Origin of the sequence: Qipengyuania pelagi, from assembly GCF_009827295.1 — a bacterium.
GTDB lineage: Bacteria > Pseudomonadota > Alphaproteobacteria > Sphingomonadales > Sphingomonadaceae > Qipengyuania > Qipengyuania pelagi.
Genome location: NZ_WTYD01000001.1, coordinates 71288 through 88110, shown reverse-complemented (window position 1 = coordinate 88110; position 16823 = coordinate 71288). Strand labels below are relative to the sequence as shown.

At 65.4% G+C, this 16823-nt stretch carries 14 protein-coding genes; 7 read left to right on the top strand and 7 right to left on the bottom strand.

Translation table 11 applies throughout. The features are described 5' to 3' along the window. Nucleotides 1-19 precede the first annotated feature (19 nt). Both katG and GRI47_RS00445 read left to right on the top strand, forming a co-directional pair. A complete protein-coding gene (gene katG / locus GRI47_RS00450) occupies nucleotides 20-2251 on the top strand; it encodes a catalase/peroxidase HPI (RefSeq protein WP_160659458.1) in 2232 nt (743 codons plus the stop codon). Nucleotides 2252-2416: 165 nt separating this feature from the next. After that, entirely contained in the window at nucleotides 2417-3997 is a 1581-nt protein-coding gene (locus GRI47_RS00445) for a catalase (RefSeq protein ID WP_160659457.1), read from the top strand. Nucleotides 3998-4057: 60 nt separating this feature from the next. On the opposite strand, the gene GRI47_RS00440 is transcribed toward GRI47_RS00445, so the two are convergent. From GRI47_RS00440 to GRI47_RS00425, 4 genes are all read right to left on the bottom strand, one after another. Continuing rightward, a complete protein-coding gene (locus GRI47_RS00440; protein WP_160659456.1) occupies nucleotides 4058-5815 on the bottom strand; it encodes a methyl-accepting chemotaxis protein in 1758 nt (585 codons plus the stop codon). Nucleotides 5816-5941: 126 nt separating this feature from the next. Continuing rightward, nucleotides 5942-6517, bottom strand: a complete 576-nt coding sequence (locus tag GRI47_RS00435; RefSeq protein WP_160659455.1) for a Smr/MutS family protein — start codon at nucleotides 6515-6517, stop codon at nucleotides 5942-5944. After that, a complete protein-coding gene (gene mltA, locus GRI47_RS00430; protein ID WP_160659454.1) occupies nucleotides 6514-7725 on the bottom strand; it encodes a murein transglycosylase A in 1212 nt (403 codons plus the stop codon). The genes GRI47_RS00435 and mltA overlap by 4 nt, the downstream gene beginning before the upstream one ends. Nucleotides 7726-7774: 49 nt before the next feature. Continuing rightward, complete coding sequence (locus GRI47_RS00425; RefSeq protein WP_160659453.1) at nucleotides 7775-8428, bottom strand: Tim44/TimA family putative adaptor protein; 654 nt, start codon at nucleotides 8426-8428, stop codon at nucleotides 7775-7777. Between the two features lie 297 nt (nucleotides 8429-8725). On the opposite strand from GRI47_RS00425, the gene secB reads away from it, so the two are divergent. The 4 genes from secB (at nucleotide 8726) to GRI47_RS00405 (ending at nucleotide 12806) form a co-directional block, all read left to right on the top strand. Continuing rightward, nucleotides 8726-9259, top strand: coding sequence for a protein-export chaperone SecB (gene secB, locus GRI47_RS00420; RefSeq protein WP_160661218.1), 534 nt, complete (start codon nucleotides 8726-8728; stop codon nucleotides 9257-9259). Between the two features lie 64 nt (nucleotides 9260-9323). Beyond that, nucleotides 9324-10910 carry a murein biosynthesis integral membrane protein MurJ gene (murJ, locus tag GRI47_RS00415; protein WP_160659452.1) on the top strand — a complete coding sequence of 529 codons (1587 nt, stop codon included), beginning with the start codon at nucleotides 9324-9326 and terminating at the stop codon, nucleotides 10908-10910. 9 nt (nucleotides 10911-10919) lie between these two features. Next, nucleotides 10920-11936: a tryptophan--tRNA ligase gene (gene trpS / locus GRI47_RS00410; RefSeq protein WP_160659451.1), complete on the top strand. Its 1017-nt coding sequence runs from the start codon at nucleotides 10920-10922 to the stop codon at nucleotides 11934-11936. A gap of 183 nt (nucleotides 11937-12119) precedes the next feature. Further along, nucleotides 12120-12806 (top strand): DUF4136 domain-containing protein, encoded by a 687-nt coding sequence (locus tag GRI47_RS00405; protein ID WP_160659450.1) that lies wholly within the window; start codon nucleotides 12120-12122, stop codon nucleotides 12804-12806. Between the two features lie 54 nt (nucleotides 12807-12860). Here GRI47_RS00405 and GRI47_RS00400 read toward each other — a convergent pair whose 3' ends face one another. Next, nucleotides 12861-13910 carry a winged helix-turn-helix domain-containing protein gene (locus GRI47_RS00400; protein WP_160659449.1) on the bottom strand — a complete coding sequence of 350 codons (1050 nt, stop codon included), beginning with the start codon at nucleotides 13908-13910 and terminating at the stop codon, nucleotides 12861-12863. 147 nt (nucleotides 13911-14057) lie between these two features. On the opposite strand from GRI47_RS00400, the gene GRI47_RS00395 reads away from it, so the two are divergent. Further along, entirely contained in the window at nucleotides 14058-14639 is a 582-nt protein-coding gene (locus GRI47_RS00395) for a hypothetical protein (RefSeq protein WP_160659448.1), read from the top strand. Here GRI47_RS00395 and dut read toward each other — a convergent pair. Then, nucleotides 14636-15097, bottom strand: coding sequence for a dUTP diphosphatase (gene dut / locus GRI47_RS00390; RefSeq protein WP_160659447.1), 462 nt, complete (start codon nucleotides 15095-15097; stop codon nucleotides 14636-14638). The genes GRI47_RS00395 and dut overlap by 4 nt on opposite strands. Further along, nucleotides 15090-16730, bottom strand: a complete 1641-nt coding sequence (locus GRI47_RS00385; protein WP_160659446.1) for a bifunctional phosphopantothenoylcysteine decarboxylase/phosphopantothenate synthase — start codon at nucleotides 16728-16730, stop codon at nucleotides 15090-15092. Before GRI47_RS00385 ends, dut begins: the two co-directional genes overlap by 8 nt. Nucleotides 16731-16823 lie beyond the last annotated feature (93 nt).

Sequence of the window (16823 nt, the reverse complement as noted above, 5' to 3'; positions counted from 1 at the left end):
TGAGAGAGGATACCCCACGATGGACGCCAAGACCGGAGATATCAGCGGCTGCCCCTTCCACGGCGATGGAGGCTTTCGCGGCCTGCTCGGCCGGACCAATCGCGATTGGTGGCCCGACAGCCTCGATCTGCACATCCTGACCCAGGGCGGCACCTCGCCCGATCCGATGGGCGAGGATTTCGATTATTGCGAAGCGTTCAACGCGGTCGATTACGCAGGCCTCAAGGCCGACATCAAGGCGTTGATGACCGACAGCCAGGATTGGTGGCCGGCGGATTACGGGCATTACGGCCCGTTCTTCATCCGCATGGCCTGGCACGCGGCGGGCACCTATCGCACCGGCGACGGGCGCGGCGGAGCCTCTTCGGGCCAGCAGCGGTTCGCTCCGCTCAACTCCTGGCCGGATAACGGCAATCTCGACAAGGCGCGCCGCCTGTTGTGGCCGATCAAGCAGAAATACGGCAAGCATATCAGCTGGGCCGATCTGTTCGTGCTCACCGGCAATGTCGCCATCGAATCGATGGGCGGCCCGGTGTTCGGCTTTGGCGGCGGCCGCAAGGACGTCTACGAGCCGGAACAGGACGTTTATTGGGGCACTGAGGAAGAGTGGGTCGATACCGGCGCGGAAACGCGCATCATTCCCGATGAGGGCAAGGCTCTCGAAAACCCGCTCGCCGCGATCCAGATGGGCCTGATCTACGTCAATCCCGAAGGTCCGGGCGGCAATCCGCACGATCCCGAAGGCATGGCGCGCGACATGAAGGAAACCTTCGCGCGCATGGCCATGAACGACGAGGAAACCGTCGCGTTGACCGCGGGCGGCCACGCCTTCGGCAAGTGTCATGGCGCCAAGCCGTCCGACACGTTCGGCAAGGCGCCCGAGGCCGAAGGCATGGTCGCGATGGGCTTCGGCTGGATGACCGACCCCGAAGAGATCGGGAAGGGCCACATCACCACGTCGGGCATCGAAGGCGCGTGGACGCCCAATCCCACCGAGTGGGGTAACGACTATTTCCGGCTGCTGTTCAAATACGAATACGAGCTGACCCAGTCGCCTGCCGGTGCCAATCAGTGGACGCCGATCAACCCTGAAGAGGCCGACATGGCGCCCGATGCGCGGGACCCTTCCAAGAAGGTGCCCACCATCATGACCACCGCCGACATGGCGCTGAAGCGTGACCCGGCCTATCGCAAGATTTCCGAGCGTTTCCGTGACGATCAGGCCGCGCTGGACGATGCCTTCGCGCGCGCCTGGTTCAAGCTGACCCACCGCGACATGGGGCCCAAGATCCGTTATCTCGGCCCGGATGTGCCCGCCGAAGACCTGATCTGGCAGGACCCTATCCCTGCTGGAAGCAAGCCTTCGGACAGTGCCGTATCGGACTTCAAGCAGGCCGTCCTCGACAGCGGGCTGACGGTGGCCGAACTGGTCAAGGCGGCGTGGGCGTCGGCCAGCACCTATCGCAAGTCCGACCATCGCGGCGGCGCCAATGGCGCGCATATCCGCTTCGATGCGCTGCGCAATTGGAAAGCCAACGACCCGGAAGAACTGACCAAGGTCCTTAATAAGCTCGACGAGCTGCGCGCCAAGGTTTCGGGAGGCATTTCGATGGCGGACGCCATCGTGCTCGGCGGCGCGGCGGCTATCGAGAAGGCGGCGAAGGATGGCGGCTTCGACGTCTCCGTTCCGGTCACCACCGGACGCGGCGATGCGACCGAGGACCAGTTCGACGCCGAAAGCTGGGAGCCGCTGGAGCCCTTCGCCGACGGGTTCCGCAACTACCTCAAGACCAAGGCTTCGGTGAAGACCGAGGACATGCTGATCGACCGGGCCAACCTGCTCGGCCTGTCGATCCCCGAAATGACCGTGCTGGTCGGCGGGATGCGCGCCCTCGGGGCCGTTGCCACCCATACCGAGCATGGCAACAGCATCGGCGTCCTCACCGACAAGCCCGGCACGCTGTCGAACGATTTCTTCGTCAACCTGCTCCATATGGGCACGGTCTGGGAAGTGGTTGACGAGAGCGGTGACGAGGAATTTGTCGGCAAATGCCGCCTCGAGGGCCACGAGAAATGGCGCGCCACGCGCACCGATCTCGTCTTCGGTTCGAACTCGCAGCTGCGCTCGGTCGCGGAAGTCTATGCCGAGAACGGGAACGAAGAGAAGTTCGCCAGGGACTTCGTGAAGGCCTGGACCAAGGTGATGGACGCGGACCGCTTCGACCTCACCTATGAGCAATACCACTCGTAAGGGGAAACCCCTTCGGGACGCGGGAAGCCTCCGGTGCGCAAACACCGGGGGCTTCTTCGTGTGGGACGATCAGACGGATCGGTTTATTGCGGCGAACGGATGGAACGAGGTCGCCAAACGGGGCGTTCAACCCACGTATCCTCCGAAAAACCGAAAGGCGTCGCCATGGCCGACCGTACCGCTCCCTCCGCCACCACCCCACCCACAACGACGGATGCGGGTATTCCCGTCCAGAGCGACGAGCATTCGCTGACCCTTGGCCGCGACGGGCCGATCGTGCTCAACGATCACTACCTGATCGAGCAGATGGCGAACTTCAATCGCGAGCGCATTCCCGAGCGCCAGCCCCACGCCAAGGGGTCGGGCGCCTTCGGCTATTTCGAGACGACCGCCGATGTGTCGAAATACACCAAGGCCAAGGTGTTCCAGAAGGGCGTGAAGACCGACACCGCCATGCGCTTCAGCACGGTGGCGGGCGAACGCGGCAGCCCCGACACCTGGCGCGATCCGCGCGGCTTCTCGGTCAAATTCTACACTGAGGACGGCAATTTCGACATGGTCGGCAACAACACGCCGATCTTCTTCATCCGCGATCCGCTGAAATTCCAGCACTTCATCCGCAGCCAGAAGCGCCGCGCCGATAACGGCCTGCGCGATCACGACATGATGTGGGATTTCTGGACGCTTTCACCGGAGAGCGCGCATCAGGTCACCTATCTGATGGGCGATCGCGGCGTGCCCAAGAACTGGCGCGAGATGAACGGCTATTCGAGCCACACCTACATGCTCATCAACGAAGAGGGCGAGAAGTTCTGGGTCAAGTTCCACTTCCACACCGACGTCGGCGACGAGAGCGGCAACGCTCACCTGACGCAGGACGAAGCGGTCAAGACAGCGGGCGAAGACAGCGACTATCATCGTCGCGACCTGTTCGATGCGATCCACGAGGGTAATTTCCCGAGCTGGACGCTCAAATGGCAGATCATGCCGTATGAGGATGCGAAAACCTATCGCATCAATCCCTTCGACCTGACAAAGACCTGGCCGCATTTCGATTATCCGCTGATCGAGGTCGGCAAGCTGGTACTGAACGAAAATCCGGTCGATTGGGACACGCAGATCGAACAGCTCGCCTTCGAACCCAACAACATGGTCCCCGGTATCGGCCTCAGCCCCGACAAGATGCTTCTGGCGCGCGGGTTCTCCTATGCCGATGCGCACCGCCACCGGCTGGGCGTCAATTACAAGCAGATCCCGGTCAACGCGCCGAAAAACGCCGAGCAGGTCAATTCCTATTCCCGCGCGGGTGCTATGCGGACGGTCAATGCGGTCGATCCGGTCTATGCGCCGAACAGCTATGGCGGCCCGGCTGCCCAGCCGCAGGTCGGCGGGGAGGCGACGTGGTATGCCGATGGCGACATGGTGCGCCAGGCCTATACCCTGCGCGAGGATGACGACGACTGGAGCCAGGCGCGCGCCCTCGTCACCGAGGTGATGGACGATGCGCAGCGCGATCGTTTCGTCGGCAACGTCTCGGGCCATCTGGCCGACGGCGTCAGCGAAAAGGTGCTGGTCCGCGCCTTCGAATACTGGCGCAATGTGGATCAGGCGATCGGTGAGCGAATCGAGACGAAGGTCCGCGAGATGATCGGTGGGAAATCGAGTGCGCCCGGTATGGCCAGCGCCAAGTCGATTTCGGGCGGAGAGCGTGAAAGCGCCGAACCGCAGCGCGAAGCCGCCGAGTAAATACGGTAGCGGGAGGGGACGGCGTTCCGCCCCCTCCCGTCAGTCATTGCGCAGTCGGGTTTACGCGGCGAACCGTGTCACGTTCTGGTGAGGGGCTTGCCACTGGTCCGTGGTCGTATCGTCGCGCAGGCGGAACCTTTCGACATCGGCCTGCATTTCGCGCGTCCGATTGGCGAGCTCCTGGATCGCAGCATTGCTCTCTTCCGAGAAGGCTGCGTTTTCCTGCGTGATGCTATCGATATCGGAAATCGCGATATTGATCTGGCCCATCGTGTCCGCCTGTTCGCGCGTCGATTTGGCGATGGTGGAAATCAGCCCGGTAATGGCGTGGACGCTGTCCGCGATCGCCTGAAGCGATTCCTCGCTTTCACTCACGAGGCTCACTCCTTCCTCGACCTGCGCGGCGCTGGCGAGAATGCGGCGCTTGACGTCCGTGGCCGCTTCCGCCGACCGCTGGGCGAGCGTTCGCACTTCGTGGGCGACGACCGCGAAGCCCTTGCCGGCATCCCCGGCACGCGCGGCCTCGACACCGGCATTGAGCGCCAGCAGGTTGGTCTGGAAGGCAATCCCGTCGATGACGGAGATGATATCGAGGATCTCCTTCGAGGAACGGTCGATCTGGGCCATCGCAGTGTTGGTGCGCTGCGCCACGTCCTGGCCATCGGTCGCCCGCTCCATGGCGGTCTCCACGAGGGCGGCGGCATTGCCCGCGTTCGCCGCGGTCTCGCCGAAGCTCGCGCTCATCTCTTCGATGGCTGCTGCGGTCTCTTCGAGATTGGCGGCCTGGCGTTCGGCCCTGAGCGAAAGATCGTTCGAACCGGTGGTGATCTCGTTGGCGGTGCTGTCGATCTCCCGCGCGTTGGTCGCCACTCTCCCCAGTGCGTTGGACAGGCCCAGCAGCGCCTCGTTGAAATCGGACTGCAATTTGGCATAACCCGTCGGGAAGTTCGACAATTCCGTCGACAGATCGCCGTCACTGACCTTTTCGAGCGCGGTGGCGAGCTTCCGAACGACCTCCTCCTGCTCGGCATCGGCACGCGCCTTGGCGAGCGCCGCTTCACGGAAGACGACCAGGCCGTGGGCGAGGGTGCCAAGCTCGTCGCCACGTCCCTCATGCGGCACCTGGACATTGTTCTGGCCCTGCGCGAGCGATTCCATCACGGAGGTCAGATCGACGATCGGACGAGCAAGCTGGCGGCTGAGCAGGCGCGAAAAGGCGATAGCGATCGCCAGCATGATGGCGCCACCCACGATCAGCGACCACAAGCCGACCTTGAGGGCAAAGGCATGGGCGGCCTGGCTGGCCACCAGCCGTTCCTGCGCGGAGGCCTTGAGCTCACGCAGCGGGGCAAGGACCTCCATCAGGCGGATCTTGTCACCGGCATTGCGGATATAGGCCTGCACGCCCGCCGCATCGCCCTGGCGAACACGCTCGATCAGAACATCGGCCTTGTTCTCGCGCCAGTCCTGGGCAAGCGCCGCCGATTGGCTGGCAAGATCGCGCTCCGTGGCGGTGGGAAGGATTTTCTCGAGCTCCGCGGCCGCAGCGATCGAACGCTCCTGCCCGTCGTAATATTGTTCGAGATATTTCTCGTCGGCAGTTATCGAGAAACCGCGCATCTGGCTGTTCATCCGCAACAGCTGCATCTCCATCTCGGTAGCCTGCTGCACGACCGCATTGTCCCGATCGACATTATCGGCGGAACTGGCGATATTACGGTTCGCCATGAGGATGACGACGGTCATCACCAAGGTGGTGACCAGGATGCACGCGAATGACAGTGCGATCTTTTTGGGTATCTGCAAATTGGTGAACATCTCGAAACAATCCCTGGATGGAGGCCGTCCACGTGGGACAACGCAATCTCTCCTGGCCAGCTTCGTAGGATGAATAGCTTAATTTTAGGTTGTGTATTTCGCAATTTACGCGACTACTGAAAAATTCTATCGCCTTTTCAATATGATATAAAGCGCGCCTTCGCCGCCATGCCTGCGATGGGCGGAGCGGACGGCGGCGATCGCGGAATGGTGGCTCGATGCCGCCAGCCAATCCAGCACCTTGGCACGGATCGCCCCCCTGCTCGATCCGCGATCGGCGGCAGCCACCGGGCGCGGCCTGCCCGTCACCAGCAGGATCGTGCGCGCCTCCATCGCCCGCGCCTGGGCAACCCCGCTCATCAAACGCGAATAGGCCGCATCGAGGCCGTGGCCGTGCAGGTCGAGCGTGAAATCGGGCGCCAGCGTGCCGCCCTTGAGGCGTCGCTCCCAATGCGAATCCAGCCCCGTCTGGCGGGTCTGCGTCGGAGGGGTGTTCGCTACAGGATCGGCGCGTTGCTGTAATTTCCGCTTCGGCGCGGCGGTGGCTTTGGGCGGCGCGGCGTTGGTTTCGGGTTGAGACGAGACAGCGTGGAGTCGCTTCGTCGGCGCCGCTATGGGCTGCGGATCGAGCGGCTTGACCGTCGCGGCGACCTTCTCCCACGCAGCTGCCTCCTCCGCACTGAGGCCGCGCGGATGGCTCATCGCGCCTGCTGGCGGCGCGCGAGCGTTCCCTTGGGCAGCAGTACCAGCGCCTGTCCGCGCCCGCTCATCCCGCCCGCGATCTCGCGCGCCTGCGGGCCATTGCCCCAGAAGGTGTCGAAGCGATTGGCACCCTTGATTGCGCCGCCCGTGTCCTGCGCGATCCACAACCCGTCCGCCACGTCGCGGTCGAGATCGAGCCAGACGGGCGCGCCCAGCGGGACATAGGCGGGGTCCGCCGCGACCGAGGATCCGCGCCTGACCGGAACCTCGAGCGCGCCCAGCGGCCCGTCGGTCGTCAATTCGCGGAAGAAGATCCAGCTCTTGTTGAGCCGCATCAGATCCGCGCCCGCTTCCGGGTAATCGCGCAGATACTGGACGATGCCCTGCATCGATCCGGCATATTGGCCCGGCCCATCCCCCAGCAGCCCGCGCTCGCGCATGACCGATCCGATGCCGACATATTCGCGCCCATTCTGGCCTGCATAGCCGATCCGCATCAGCGATCCGTCGGGCAGGCGAAGGAGGCCGGAACCCTGGATCTGCAGGAAGAAGAACTCGATCGGGTCGGCGGCCCAGGCGATTTCGAGATTGCGGCCCGCCAACGCGCCCCGCTCGATCTCGGCGCGTTCGTAATAGGGGACGTGGTTGCCGCTCGCATCCTTGCGCCCCAAAGGCGCGCGTCCGGTGCGTTCGCTCATCGCCATATCTGCGGGCCAGTCACGCACGAGGTCGGGCGGCAGACGATAGACCGGCACGTCATAGCCGGGGCGGCGCGTACGGCTCCCGAGGATCTCCGGCTCGAAATAGCCGGTGGCGAAGGCTTTCCCGTCGCCGATCCGCACGCTTTCGAAATAGGTGGTGAAGAACCGCAGCGCGTCGCTGGCGGGCCAGGTGCGCGCCGCATCGCAGGCGGGGCGCCAGTCCTCGCGATTGGTCAGCCCGCTCAGGTCGTTGCGCGAAACCAGCTTGGGGCAGGATTCGGAAAAACTGGCAAGCGCGGTGCCCGCATCGCCCGACTGAATGCCGAGCGATCCGATATTCGGCCCGGCGGAAAGCCCGGAAAAGGCCGCGCTTTCGACCTTGGGGACGATCGGAGGCAGCGGAGTCGCGGTGCGCGGCGCCTCGGCCTTCGGCACTGTCTGGCATCCGGCGAGCGCGAGGCTGGCGGAGAGGAACAGGGCGGCAAGGCCCGGTTTGCGAAAACCCATAATCCCTCCCCGATGCCCTGACCCGCTCGCGTCGGGTCGAACGGCGATGTCAGCCCTGGTCGGTCTCGTCGAGGACCCAGTTCGGGTCCGTCGCGTCGACATTGCGCATGAAGGTCCAGATATCGCGGCTCTCGACCGCGTCGTCCAGCGAACCCGCGATGGCTTTTCCGTCCCTGTCGCGCGTGATCGCCGCGATGTCGGACACGAACAGCACGGCGATACGCGCCACGCGGCCATCCATTTCGGCAGACTTGATCGTCGCATCCTCGATACGGATCAGGCGGTTCTCGACCGTTTCGCCAGCTTCGGTGCGCGCGTCGATCGCGCCTGCGAAGCTTTCATAGACATCATCGTCGCACAATTCGCGCAGCGTCTCCTTGTCGCCTTCCCAGAACGCTTCGAGCACCATCGCATAGGCGCCCTTCGCCCCTTCGAGGAAACCGAGCACGTCGAAGCGCGGGTCCGCCGCGGCGATCGCGCGCACGCCGCTTTCGGTCCCTGCGGGCAGATCGGCCTGGCGCAAGGTCACGTCCGGCTGGACGCGGCGCGCGCGATCATCGCCGCGCGGCGGCATCGCGTCGGGCCGCTCGAACCGCTGGGGTGCGTGCTCCTCCTCATGCTCGGCCCGGCGGCCCAGCACCGAATAGAGGCGCAGCCCGAGAAAGGCGGCGATGGCGGCGAGGATGACGATTTCCAGAATCACTATGCTTGCACCTGCGGCTTTGCGTGCGCGCCGTGTCATTACGCGGGGAAATGGCGGCGCGCCGGATATTCGGTCGTAACCTGCCCTACATAGGCGCGAATTACAATTCGACAACGCAGTTGGGCGGGAGCTGTGCCCACTCCGGCTCCTATCGAAAGGAGTTGGCGGATTGCTACCACCGAGAGGCCACCGGCTCGGTTGCCGGGGCCACGGGCAGGTGCTAGGCGCGCGGGCGAACCGGTGCGCGCCCTTTCCCGGCACGTCGCCCGTCACAACATCGAACCGAAAGTGCGCGCAATGGCCGACGAAGGCGACATCCTTACCGATCTGAACATGGACCCGAACGCCAAGCCGAACGGAGCCGACAATCGCCCGGCGGCCGGCATCGTGACGCAATATATCAAGGATCTCTCGGTCGAGAACCCGAACGCGCCCGATTGCTTCCAGTGGAACGAGCAGCCGCAGATCGACCTTCAGGTCAATATCGGCGCCAACACGGTCAATCAGGAACTGTCCGAGGTCGAGCTGAAGGTGAACGTCACCGCCAAGGGCGAGAAGGGCGATTTCTACCTGATCGAGCTGTCCTATTGCGGCCTTGTCGGGATGCGCAACCTGCCCGACGAGCAGGCGCACGCCTTCCTCTTCGCCGAAGCGCCGCGCATCCTGTTCCCCTTCGTGCGCCGCGTGATCGCGGATGCCAGCCGCGATGCGGGCTTCCCGCCGCTGATGATGGACCCGATGGATTTCGGCGCCCTCTACCAGCAGCAGCTCGCCGCGCGCGCCCAGCAGCAAGGCCAGTCGGGCGATGCCATGCCCACCGGCGAGAACTGATCGGGCGCTGCCGCCTCGGCCCGGCGTAAATGTGTGACATGATCGCCGGGGAAGGACGAAGCCGATGAAACTGGCCAAGGCGCTCGGCTCGATCGGGTCGCTGACGCTTGTCAGCCGGGTGCTGGCCTTGGTGCGCGATGCTTTGCAGGCGCGCTATGTCGGCGCAGGCTTCGCGTCCGACGCCTTCCTCGTCGCCTTCCGCCTGCCGAATATGTTCCGCGCCCTGTTCGCGGAAGGGGCGTTCTCCGCCGCCTTCATCCCGATGTTCAATCGCCAGGTCGCCGAAGGCGGGGGAAAGCCCGCAGGGGTCGATTTCGCGGAACGGGCGCTGGCGGTGCTGCTGCCGGTGCTGATCCTCGTCACCATAATACTGATGATCGCGGCCTGGCCGCTGACCTATGCGCTGTCGGGCGGGTTCAACGATCCGACGCCGGAGCAGTTTTCCTACGCGGTGATGCTGTCGCGGATCACCCTGCCCTATCTGTTGATGATCTCGCTGGTCTCGCTGCTGGGCGGGATTTTGAACTCGCTCGAAAGATATTGGGTCAACGCCGCCGCGCCGATCCTGCTCAACATCGCGATGGTCGCCGGACTGGTCCTGTTCCACGGCGAGGACCCTTACGAGACCGCGACCGTGCAGGCTTTATCGGTGACGGCAGGGGGCGCCTTGCAGCTTCTATTCCTGATCTGGGGCTGCCGCCGCGCGGGCATCAAATTGAAACTGCGCCTGCCCCGGATCGACAAGGACATCAAACGCCTCATGCACCTCATCCTGCCCGCGGCGGCGGGCGCCGGGGCGACGCAGATCAACCTTCTCATCTCGACCGCGCTGGCGGGCGCGCTGCTGGCACCAGGCGCGATCAGCTTTATCTATTATGCGGACCGGCTGAACCAGCTTCCGCTCGGCCTGATCGGGATCGGCCTCGGCACGATCCTGCTGCCCACGCTTTCCCGCCTGCTGAGCAACGATCGGGTGGACGAAGCGTTGGACATGCAGAACCGCGGCATAGAACTGGCGCTGTTCCTGACGCTGCCCGCCACCGCCGCTTTCCTGACGATTTCCGAACCGATCGTGCGCGGATTGTTCGAATATGGCGCCTTCAGTGCCGAGGATACGCGGGCGACCGCACTGGTGCTGGCCGCCTTCTCACTGGGCCTGCCTGCCTATATCCTGATCAAGGTGCTGACGCCGGGCTATTACGCGCGATCCGACACGCGCACGCCGGTGCGTTTCGCGCTCGTCGCGATCGCGGTGAATATCGTGGGCAATGTCGCGCTGATCCCGACGATCGGATATCTCGGCCCGCCGGTCGCAACCGCCGTCTCCGCCGCGATCAACGCCGCGCTGCTGTTCTGGACCTTGCGCAAGCGCGGCCAGTTCAAGGCCGATGCGCGGCTGTTGCGCAGGCTTCCCCGTTTGGCGCTGGCCGCCGCGATCATGGGCGGGGCGCTGGCCCTCGCCCTGCCGCTGATCCGCCCCTTCATGGCGGGCGACATGGTCCAGCGCGGCGTGACCCTGGCCGTCCTCGTCGCGGCGGGCGGCGCGGTCTATATCGCCGCGAGTTTCCTCACCGGCGCTTTCCGGCTAAGCGACCTCAAGGCGCTGCGCCGCCGCGCCCCTCAACCCACCCCTTCAGAACCCGAGCAATAGGCCTTTTTCATGCGCGTCGTTTCCGGCATCCAGCCCACCGGCAATCTCCACCTCGGAAATTATCTCGGGGCGATCCGCAATTGGGTGCGGATGCAGGATGAGTTGCCGGAAGGGAGCGAGGCCCTCTATTTTCTCGCCGATCTGCACGCGATTTCCATGCCACACGATCCGGCCCAACTGCGGCAGGGCACGCTGGAAATGGCCGCCGCTCTCGTCGCCTGCGGGATCGATCCCGAACGCTCGATCCTGTTCAACCAGGCGCAGGTGCCCCAGCACGCGGAGCTGCAATGGCTCTTGAACGGCACGGCGCGGATGGGTTGGCTGAACCGCATGACCCAGTGGAAGGACAAGGCGGGCAAGAACCGCGAGGGCGCGAGCGTGGCGCTGTTCGCCTATCCCGTGCTCCAGGCCGCCGACGTGCTGCTCTATCAGGCGAGCCACGTTCCCGTGGGCGAGGACCAGAAGCAGCATCTCGAACTCGCGCGCGACATCGCGCAGAAGTTCAATCACGATTTCGCATCTGACGATGCGCCCGTCTTCACTCTCCCCGATCCGATTGTGCCGCCCGATGCCGCGCGCATCATGAGCCTGCGCGACGGGACGAAGAAGATGTCGAAATCCGATCCCAGCGACATGAGCCGCATCAACCTCGCCGACGATGCCGACGAGGTGATGAAGAAGGTCAAGAAGGCCAAGACCGATCCCGAGCCGCTCCCGTCCGAACGTGCGGGGCTGGAGGACCGGGCCGAAGCGCTCAATCTCGTGACGATCTACGCCGCGCTGACCGATACGAGCGTAGATGCCGTTCTCGCCGAACACGGCGGACAAGGATTCGGCCATTTCAAGCCGCTGCTGGGCGAAGCGCTGGTGGAGACGCTCAAACCCATCTCGGCGCGGTTCACCCACCTGCTCGACGATCGCGAGGCGCTCGACGCCATTCTCGCGCGCGGCGCGGCACAGGCGCGCGATCGGGCGGTGCCGACGCTCGATTCGGCCTATCGCGCACTCGGGCTGGTGCGCGGCTGACGGGAACCGAAGGCGCGTTTTCGCGCTTTTCGGGCAAGACGTTATCATTCAATCCGGGTTCAGCCCGGATACGATAGACCGTGCTTATTCGCTGACAGATTGGCCGCCGATCGACCCGTGACAGGTAGTGACAGGCAGGGGAAAGGGCCCGCGCAGCGCGATCGAACTTCGAAAGGACTATCTATGACCTTCGCATCGCAAGGTTGGGGGCGCATCGCCAGAAAGGCCTCCGTACCTCTACTTCTCGCCAGTCTCGCGGCGTGCGCCACGCCTTCGTTCAAGGCGGACGTGTCGCGTTTCCAGACGCAATTGCCCGCGCCGACGGGCGAAAGCTTCTATGTCGTCGCCGACGATCCCGCTCTGGCGGGCGGCCTCGAATTCGCGCTCTATGCCGACGAGGTCGAGGAAGAGATGCGGCGTCTGGGCTACGCCCAGGCCGCCTCGCCCGAAGCCGCCAGCCTCCTCGTGCGCTTCGATTACGGAGTCGATAATGGGCGCGAGCGGGTTCGCAGCACCGGCTTCAGCGATCCGTTCTACGATCCCTGGTATCGCTACAGCCCCTATCGCTCGCGCCTCGCCTATCGCGGGTTTTACGGGCGGCCCTGGGGCTACGGGTTCTACGATCCGTGGTTCGGCGGCTCCGACATCCGCAGCTACACCGTCTATACCAGCGGCATCGACCTGAAGATCGACCGCGCGGCGACGGGCGAGCGTCTGTTCGAAGGCAAGGCCGAAGCGGTCTCGACCTCGGACCGGCTGCAATATCTGGTGCCGAACCTGGTGGAAGCGATGTTCACCGATTTCCCCGGCAATTCGGGCGAGACGGTGCGCATTTCGATCGCACCGGAAAAGACCGCCGCGCGCCGGTAAACAGCCGAATATTTGACGAGAAGGCGGCATCGCGAGGTGCCGCCTTTTTCGTGTCTATTGCGGACCTGTCCTTCCCCGAAAGGCCAGCATCACCGCGCAGACCGTCGCAGCGGCCAGAATCGCGGCTTCGGTGACGGTCGCGGCCATCAGAGTGCGCGGACCGAAGCCGCTTTCTCCGAACACCGCCCCCAGCGTTTCGAGATGCAGGCGCGTATCGCCAAGGCCCAGCTGCAAGGCGTAAAGCGAGCCGCCCAGCAGGCGCCCCCCGGCAAGGTCGACCAGCAGACCGCCGAACGCGCCGAAGGTAAGCGCCAGGATCGCGCCCGCTGCGATCCCGCGGCGCCGTTTCCACGCCAGCCACAGCGCCGCGCCGATCGCGCCGCCCATGATCAGCCCTTCGACAAGGCCTGCCACGGCTCCGATCGATTGCGAGGTCAGGAGGCCGACACCGTCCCGGCCCAGCGTCCCGCCCAGCGCCCCCACCGCCATGCCGCCGAGCATGGCACCGCGGATCAGCGCACCATCGACCCGCCCGCGCCAGGCGAGCGCGCTTGCCATGCCGAGTCCGATGCCCGCGCCCGCCAGCGTCCCCAGAAGCGCGACCAGCGCCGCGAGGACGAGCATGGTCGACGCTCCGCCCGATGCCGCCGCGATCCCGTAGAACAGGCCACCGACCACGCCGGTCGCGGCCCCGCCCAGCGTGCTCGCCGCAGCGAGACGGCCGGGACCGGCTGGGCGTGGAAGCTCGGCCCTCCCTTCGCCACCGGCGGCCGGTTCGCTCAGGGTTTCGACCTCCGACAGGAAGCGATAGCCGTGCTTGGGCACGGTCTGGATGAAACGCGGATTGCCCGCATCGTCGCCCAGCGCCCGGCGCAAAGTGCGGATGCATTGGGTCAGGGCCTCATCCGTTACAGGGATGCCGCGCCAGACCTCGTCCATGAAGCGATCTTTGGAAACGAGGCCCCCCCGCGCTTCGACGAGCAGGACCAGCGCATCGAAATAGCGGCTGCCCAGCTCCACCGGCGCGCCATCGCGGCACACCTTCCGGTCGGTACGGTCGAGCGTATATTCGGCAAAGCGCAGAATGGAATTTTCCTCGGACATGCTCCCCTCTTCGTGGCCAGGCCTATGCGATGGGGGCGGGAACGGGAAGGGTTTCAGGCAATGCTCGGCCATTGCTCAGGAATTGCTCATGCCGCTCAGGCGCAAGATGGGGCATGGATCGTCCATCGAAACCACAGGAAAAAGCCCATGACCGACACGATCCCAGCGCCCTCCACAGCATCCCCCACAGCAACCCGGCGCCCCCGCTTCCTCAATGGCTGGCGCATCGCCGGGTGGAGCGCCGCGCTGGCGCTGGTGCTGCTGCCCGCCATCGCGATGGGCTTCACCGACGAGGTGGACTGGACTGCAATCGACTTCGTCTTCGCCGGTGTCCTGATTTTCTCGCTCGGGATCGGGATCGAAATCGCGGTCCGGGTCGGGCGCAGCGGCGTGCACTCGCTCGGCCTCGGCATCGCGGCCATCGCGGGGTTCCTCACCTTGTGGGCCAATGCCGCGGTGGGCTTTATCGGCGCGGAGGGCGAACCGGTGAATATCGCGATCAGCCTGATGGTCGTCGCCGCCGCGATTCTGACGCTCGCGGCGCGGTTTCGCCCGAATGTCCTGCGCTATGTCTTCGCTGCCGTCGCCCTGGGGCAGATCGCTGCGGGGCTGTATGCGACCAGCGCCATGCCCGGCCATGCGGTCGAATGGGGCGTCCTGATCGTCTTCGCAGGGATCTGGAGCGCGGCGGCTCTCTGTTTCCACCGCGCCGCGACGCGGCCCGCCTAGGCCAATCTGGCGTGCCCGCCGGTGGAGCCGAACCCACCGCTTCCGCGATCGGTCTCGTCCAGCTCCTCCACCTCGCTCCAGACCGCCTGCGTGACGGGTGCGAGGACGAGCTGGGCGATCCGGTCGCCCCTTGCGATGGCAAAATCCTCGCTGCCGTGATTGATCAGGATCACCTTCAATTCGCCGCGATAATCGGAATCGATCGTCCCCGGCGTGTTCGGAACGGTGATCCCGTGCTTGAGCGCAAGCCCCGAACGCGGGCGCACCTGGATCTCGTAATATTGCGGGATCGCGAGCGCGAAGCCGGTGGCGACCGCGTGGCGCGCACCCGGCGCGATCGTGCAATCCTCCGCCGCGACCACGTCCATCCCCGCCGCCCCCGCCGTCGCATAGGCAGGCAAAGCGAGCCCCGCGCCATGGGGTAGGCGCTTGATCGCCACGCCAATCCGATCAGTCATTCGCATCCTCCAGCGCCCGGGCCGCCCGGCGCACCAATTCGCGCGCGACATCCTGCTTGGGCATATCCTCCAGCGTCTCCACGCCCGCATCGGTCAGGATATGGACCCGGTTGCGGTCCCCGCCCATGACCGAGCCTTCCCCACTATCGGCGACATCGTTGGCGACGATCCAGTCCGCCCCCTTGCGCCCGCGCTTGGCCTTCGCGTTGTCGAGGACATCCTGCGTTTCCGCCGCGAAGCCGATCAGCAGACCGGGCCGCTGCTCCGACCGGGCGAGCCCTGCGAGGATATCGGGATTTTCCGCGAGTTCGAGCGGAGGCGGCGCGGAACCGGACTTCTTGATCTTCTGACCGGCGGGAAGCCGCGCCTTCCAGTCCGCGACGGCGGCGACCATGAAGGCGGCATCGGCGGGCAGCGCCTGTCGCACCGCTTCCGCCATCTCGTCCGCGCTTTCGACATCGACGCGATCGACGCCGAGCGGAGTCGGCAGATGCACCGGCCCTGCCACGAGAGTGACTCGTGCCCCCGCCGCCGCCGCCATGGCAGCAATGGCGAAACCCTGTTTTCCCGAACTGCGATTGGCGATGTAGCGCACGGGATCGATCGCCTCGTGCGTCGGCCCTGCGGTGACGAGCACGTGCCGCCCGAACAGGGGCCGGTGATCCGGGTCGGTGTCGAATTCCGCCTGCCCGTCGAGTGGGTCCGGCTCGGGTTCCGGCAGGGGAGTCCGCTGCGCGCCGACCTCGTGATTGATCGCCTCGCGATCGGTCGGCGGGGCGGCAGCGGCCTTGCCCTTCGTCGCCAGCAGCGGGCCTACGCGGGGCGCCGGATCCGCTGCGGCGAATTCAAACGGATCGTCCGGCATCGCCTCGTCCAGATCGGGCAGGGCATCGAGCTCGCTTTCCAGATCCTCGTGACTCTTTCGCGGGGTGCTGCGCGGGATGATCGCCGAAAGGAGCGAGCCGAGACCGCCGCCACGCGACGCGACCGGACTGCTTTCGGCTTCCGCTTCATCCTCGCTTTCGTCCAGCCATTCGCCGCCGCGCCCGGGTGACGCGATTGCGGGCGCTGCGGGAGCCGGCATCTCCAGCTCCCAGCCGAGCTGCGCCGCGATGGCCTGCATGATCGCTGGCGGTTCCGGCAGGCGACCGGGGCCGAATTCGCCGCAGGCCATCGGCCCTTCGTCAGGGTCGACGACCATAACGCCCGCCTGCCGCAGCCATTCGGCATTGCGCTGCGTCGCGGCGTGTTCCCACATCCTGACATTCATCGCGGGCACGGCCAGCACGGGCTTGTCGGTGGCGAGGATCAGCGTGGTCGCCAGATCGTCGGCGATCCCTGCCGCCATCTTGGCCATCATATTGGCGGTCGCCGGACACACCACGATCAGGTCCGCCTCGCGCGACAATTGGATATGGCCCATCTCGACCTCGTCCTTGAGATCGAAGAGGGAAGTATAGACCTTGTTCTCGCTCAGCGCGGCGAGCGCCATGGGCGTGACGAATTGCGCCCCGCCCTCGGTCAGCACGCAGGTCACGCTGCCGCCCGCCTTGCGGATCAGGCGTACCAGTTCGCACGATTTATAGGCTGCGATGCCGCCGCCGATCACCAGCAGGATGCGCGGGGCCCTCATCGCCGCGCGCCTTTACGCTGCGCTCGTCGAACCGCTGCCACGCGCTGCCGCTTTGCCCGATACCTCATCGCCTCGCCTGCTAGCGCGCCCGGA

Bases quoted from the DNA above. Each gene is read 5' to 3' on its own strand.
- katG (WP_160659458.1), top strand. From the start codon at position 20: ATGGACGCCAAGACCGGAGATATCAGCGGCTGCCCCTTCCACGGCGAT.
- GRI47_RS00445 (WP_160659457.1), top strand. From the start codon at position 2,417: ATGGCCGACCGTACCGCTCCCTCCGCCACCACCCCACCCACAACGACG.
- GRI47_RS00440 (WP_160659456.1), bottom strand. From the start codon at position 5,815: ATGTTCACCAATTTGCAGATACCCAAAAAGATCGCACTGTCATTCGCG.
- GRI47_RS00435 (WP_160659455.1), bottom strand. From the start codon at position 6,517: ATGAGCCATCCGCGCGGCCTCAGTGCGGAGGAGGCAGCTGCGTGGGAG.
- mltA (WP_160659454.1), bottom strand. From the start codon at position 7,725: ATGGGTTTTCGCAAACCGGGCCTTGCCGCCCTGTTCCTCTCCGCCAGC.
- secB (WP_160661218.1), top strand. From the start codon at position 8,726: ATGGCCGACGAAGGCGACATCCTTACCGATCTGAACATGGACCCGAAC.
- murJ (WP_160659452.1), top strand. From the start codon at position 9,324: ATGAAACTGGCCAAGGCGCTCGGCTCGATCGGGTCGCTGACGCTTGTC.
- trpS (WP_160659451.1), top strand. From the start codon at position 10,920: ATGCGCGTCGTTTCCGGCATCCAGCCCACCGGCAATCTCCACCTCGGA.
- GRI47_RS00405 (WP_160659450.1), top strand. From the start codon at position 12,120: ATGACCTTCGCATCGCAAGGTTGGGGGCGCATCGCCAGAAAGGCCTCC.
- GRI47_RS00400 (WP_160659449.1), bottom strand. From the start codon at position 13,910: ATGTCCGAGGAAAATTCCATTCTGCGCTTTGCCGAATATACGCTCGAC.
- GRI47_RS00395 (WP_160659448.1), top strand. From the start codon at position 14,058: ATGACCGACACGATCCCAGCGCCCTCCACAGCATCCCCCACAGCAACC.
- dut (WP_160659447.1), bottom strand. From the start codon at position 15,097: ATGACTGATCGGATTGGCGTGGCGATCAAGCGCCTACCCCATGGCGCG.
- GRI47_RS00385 (WP_160659446.1), bottom strand. From the start codon at position 16,730: ATGAGGGCCCCGCGCATCCTGCTGGTGATCGGCGGCGGCATCGCAGCC.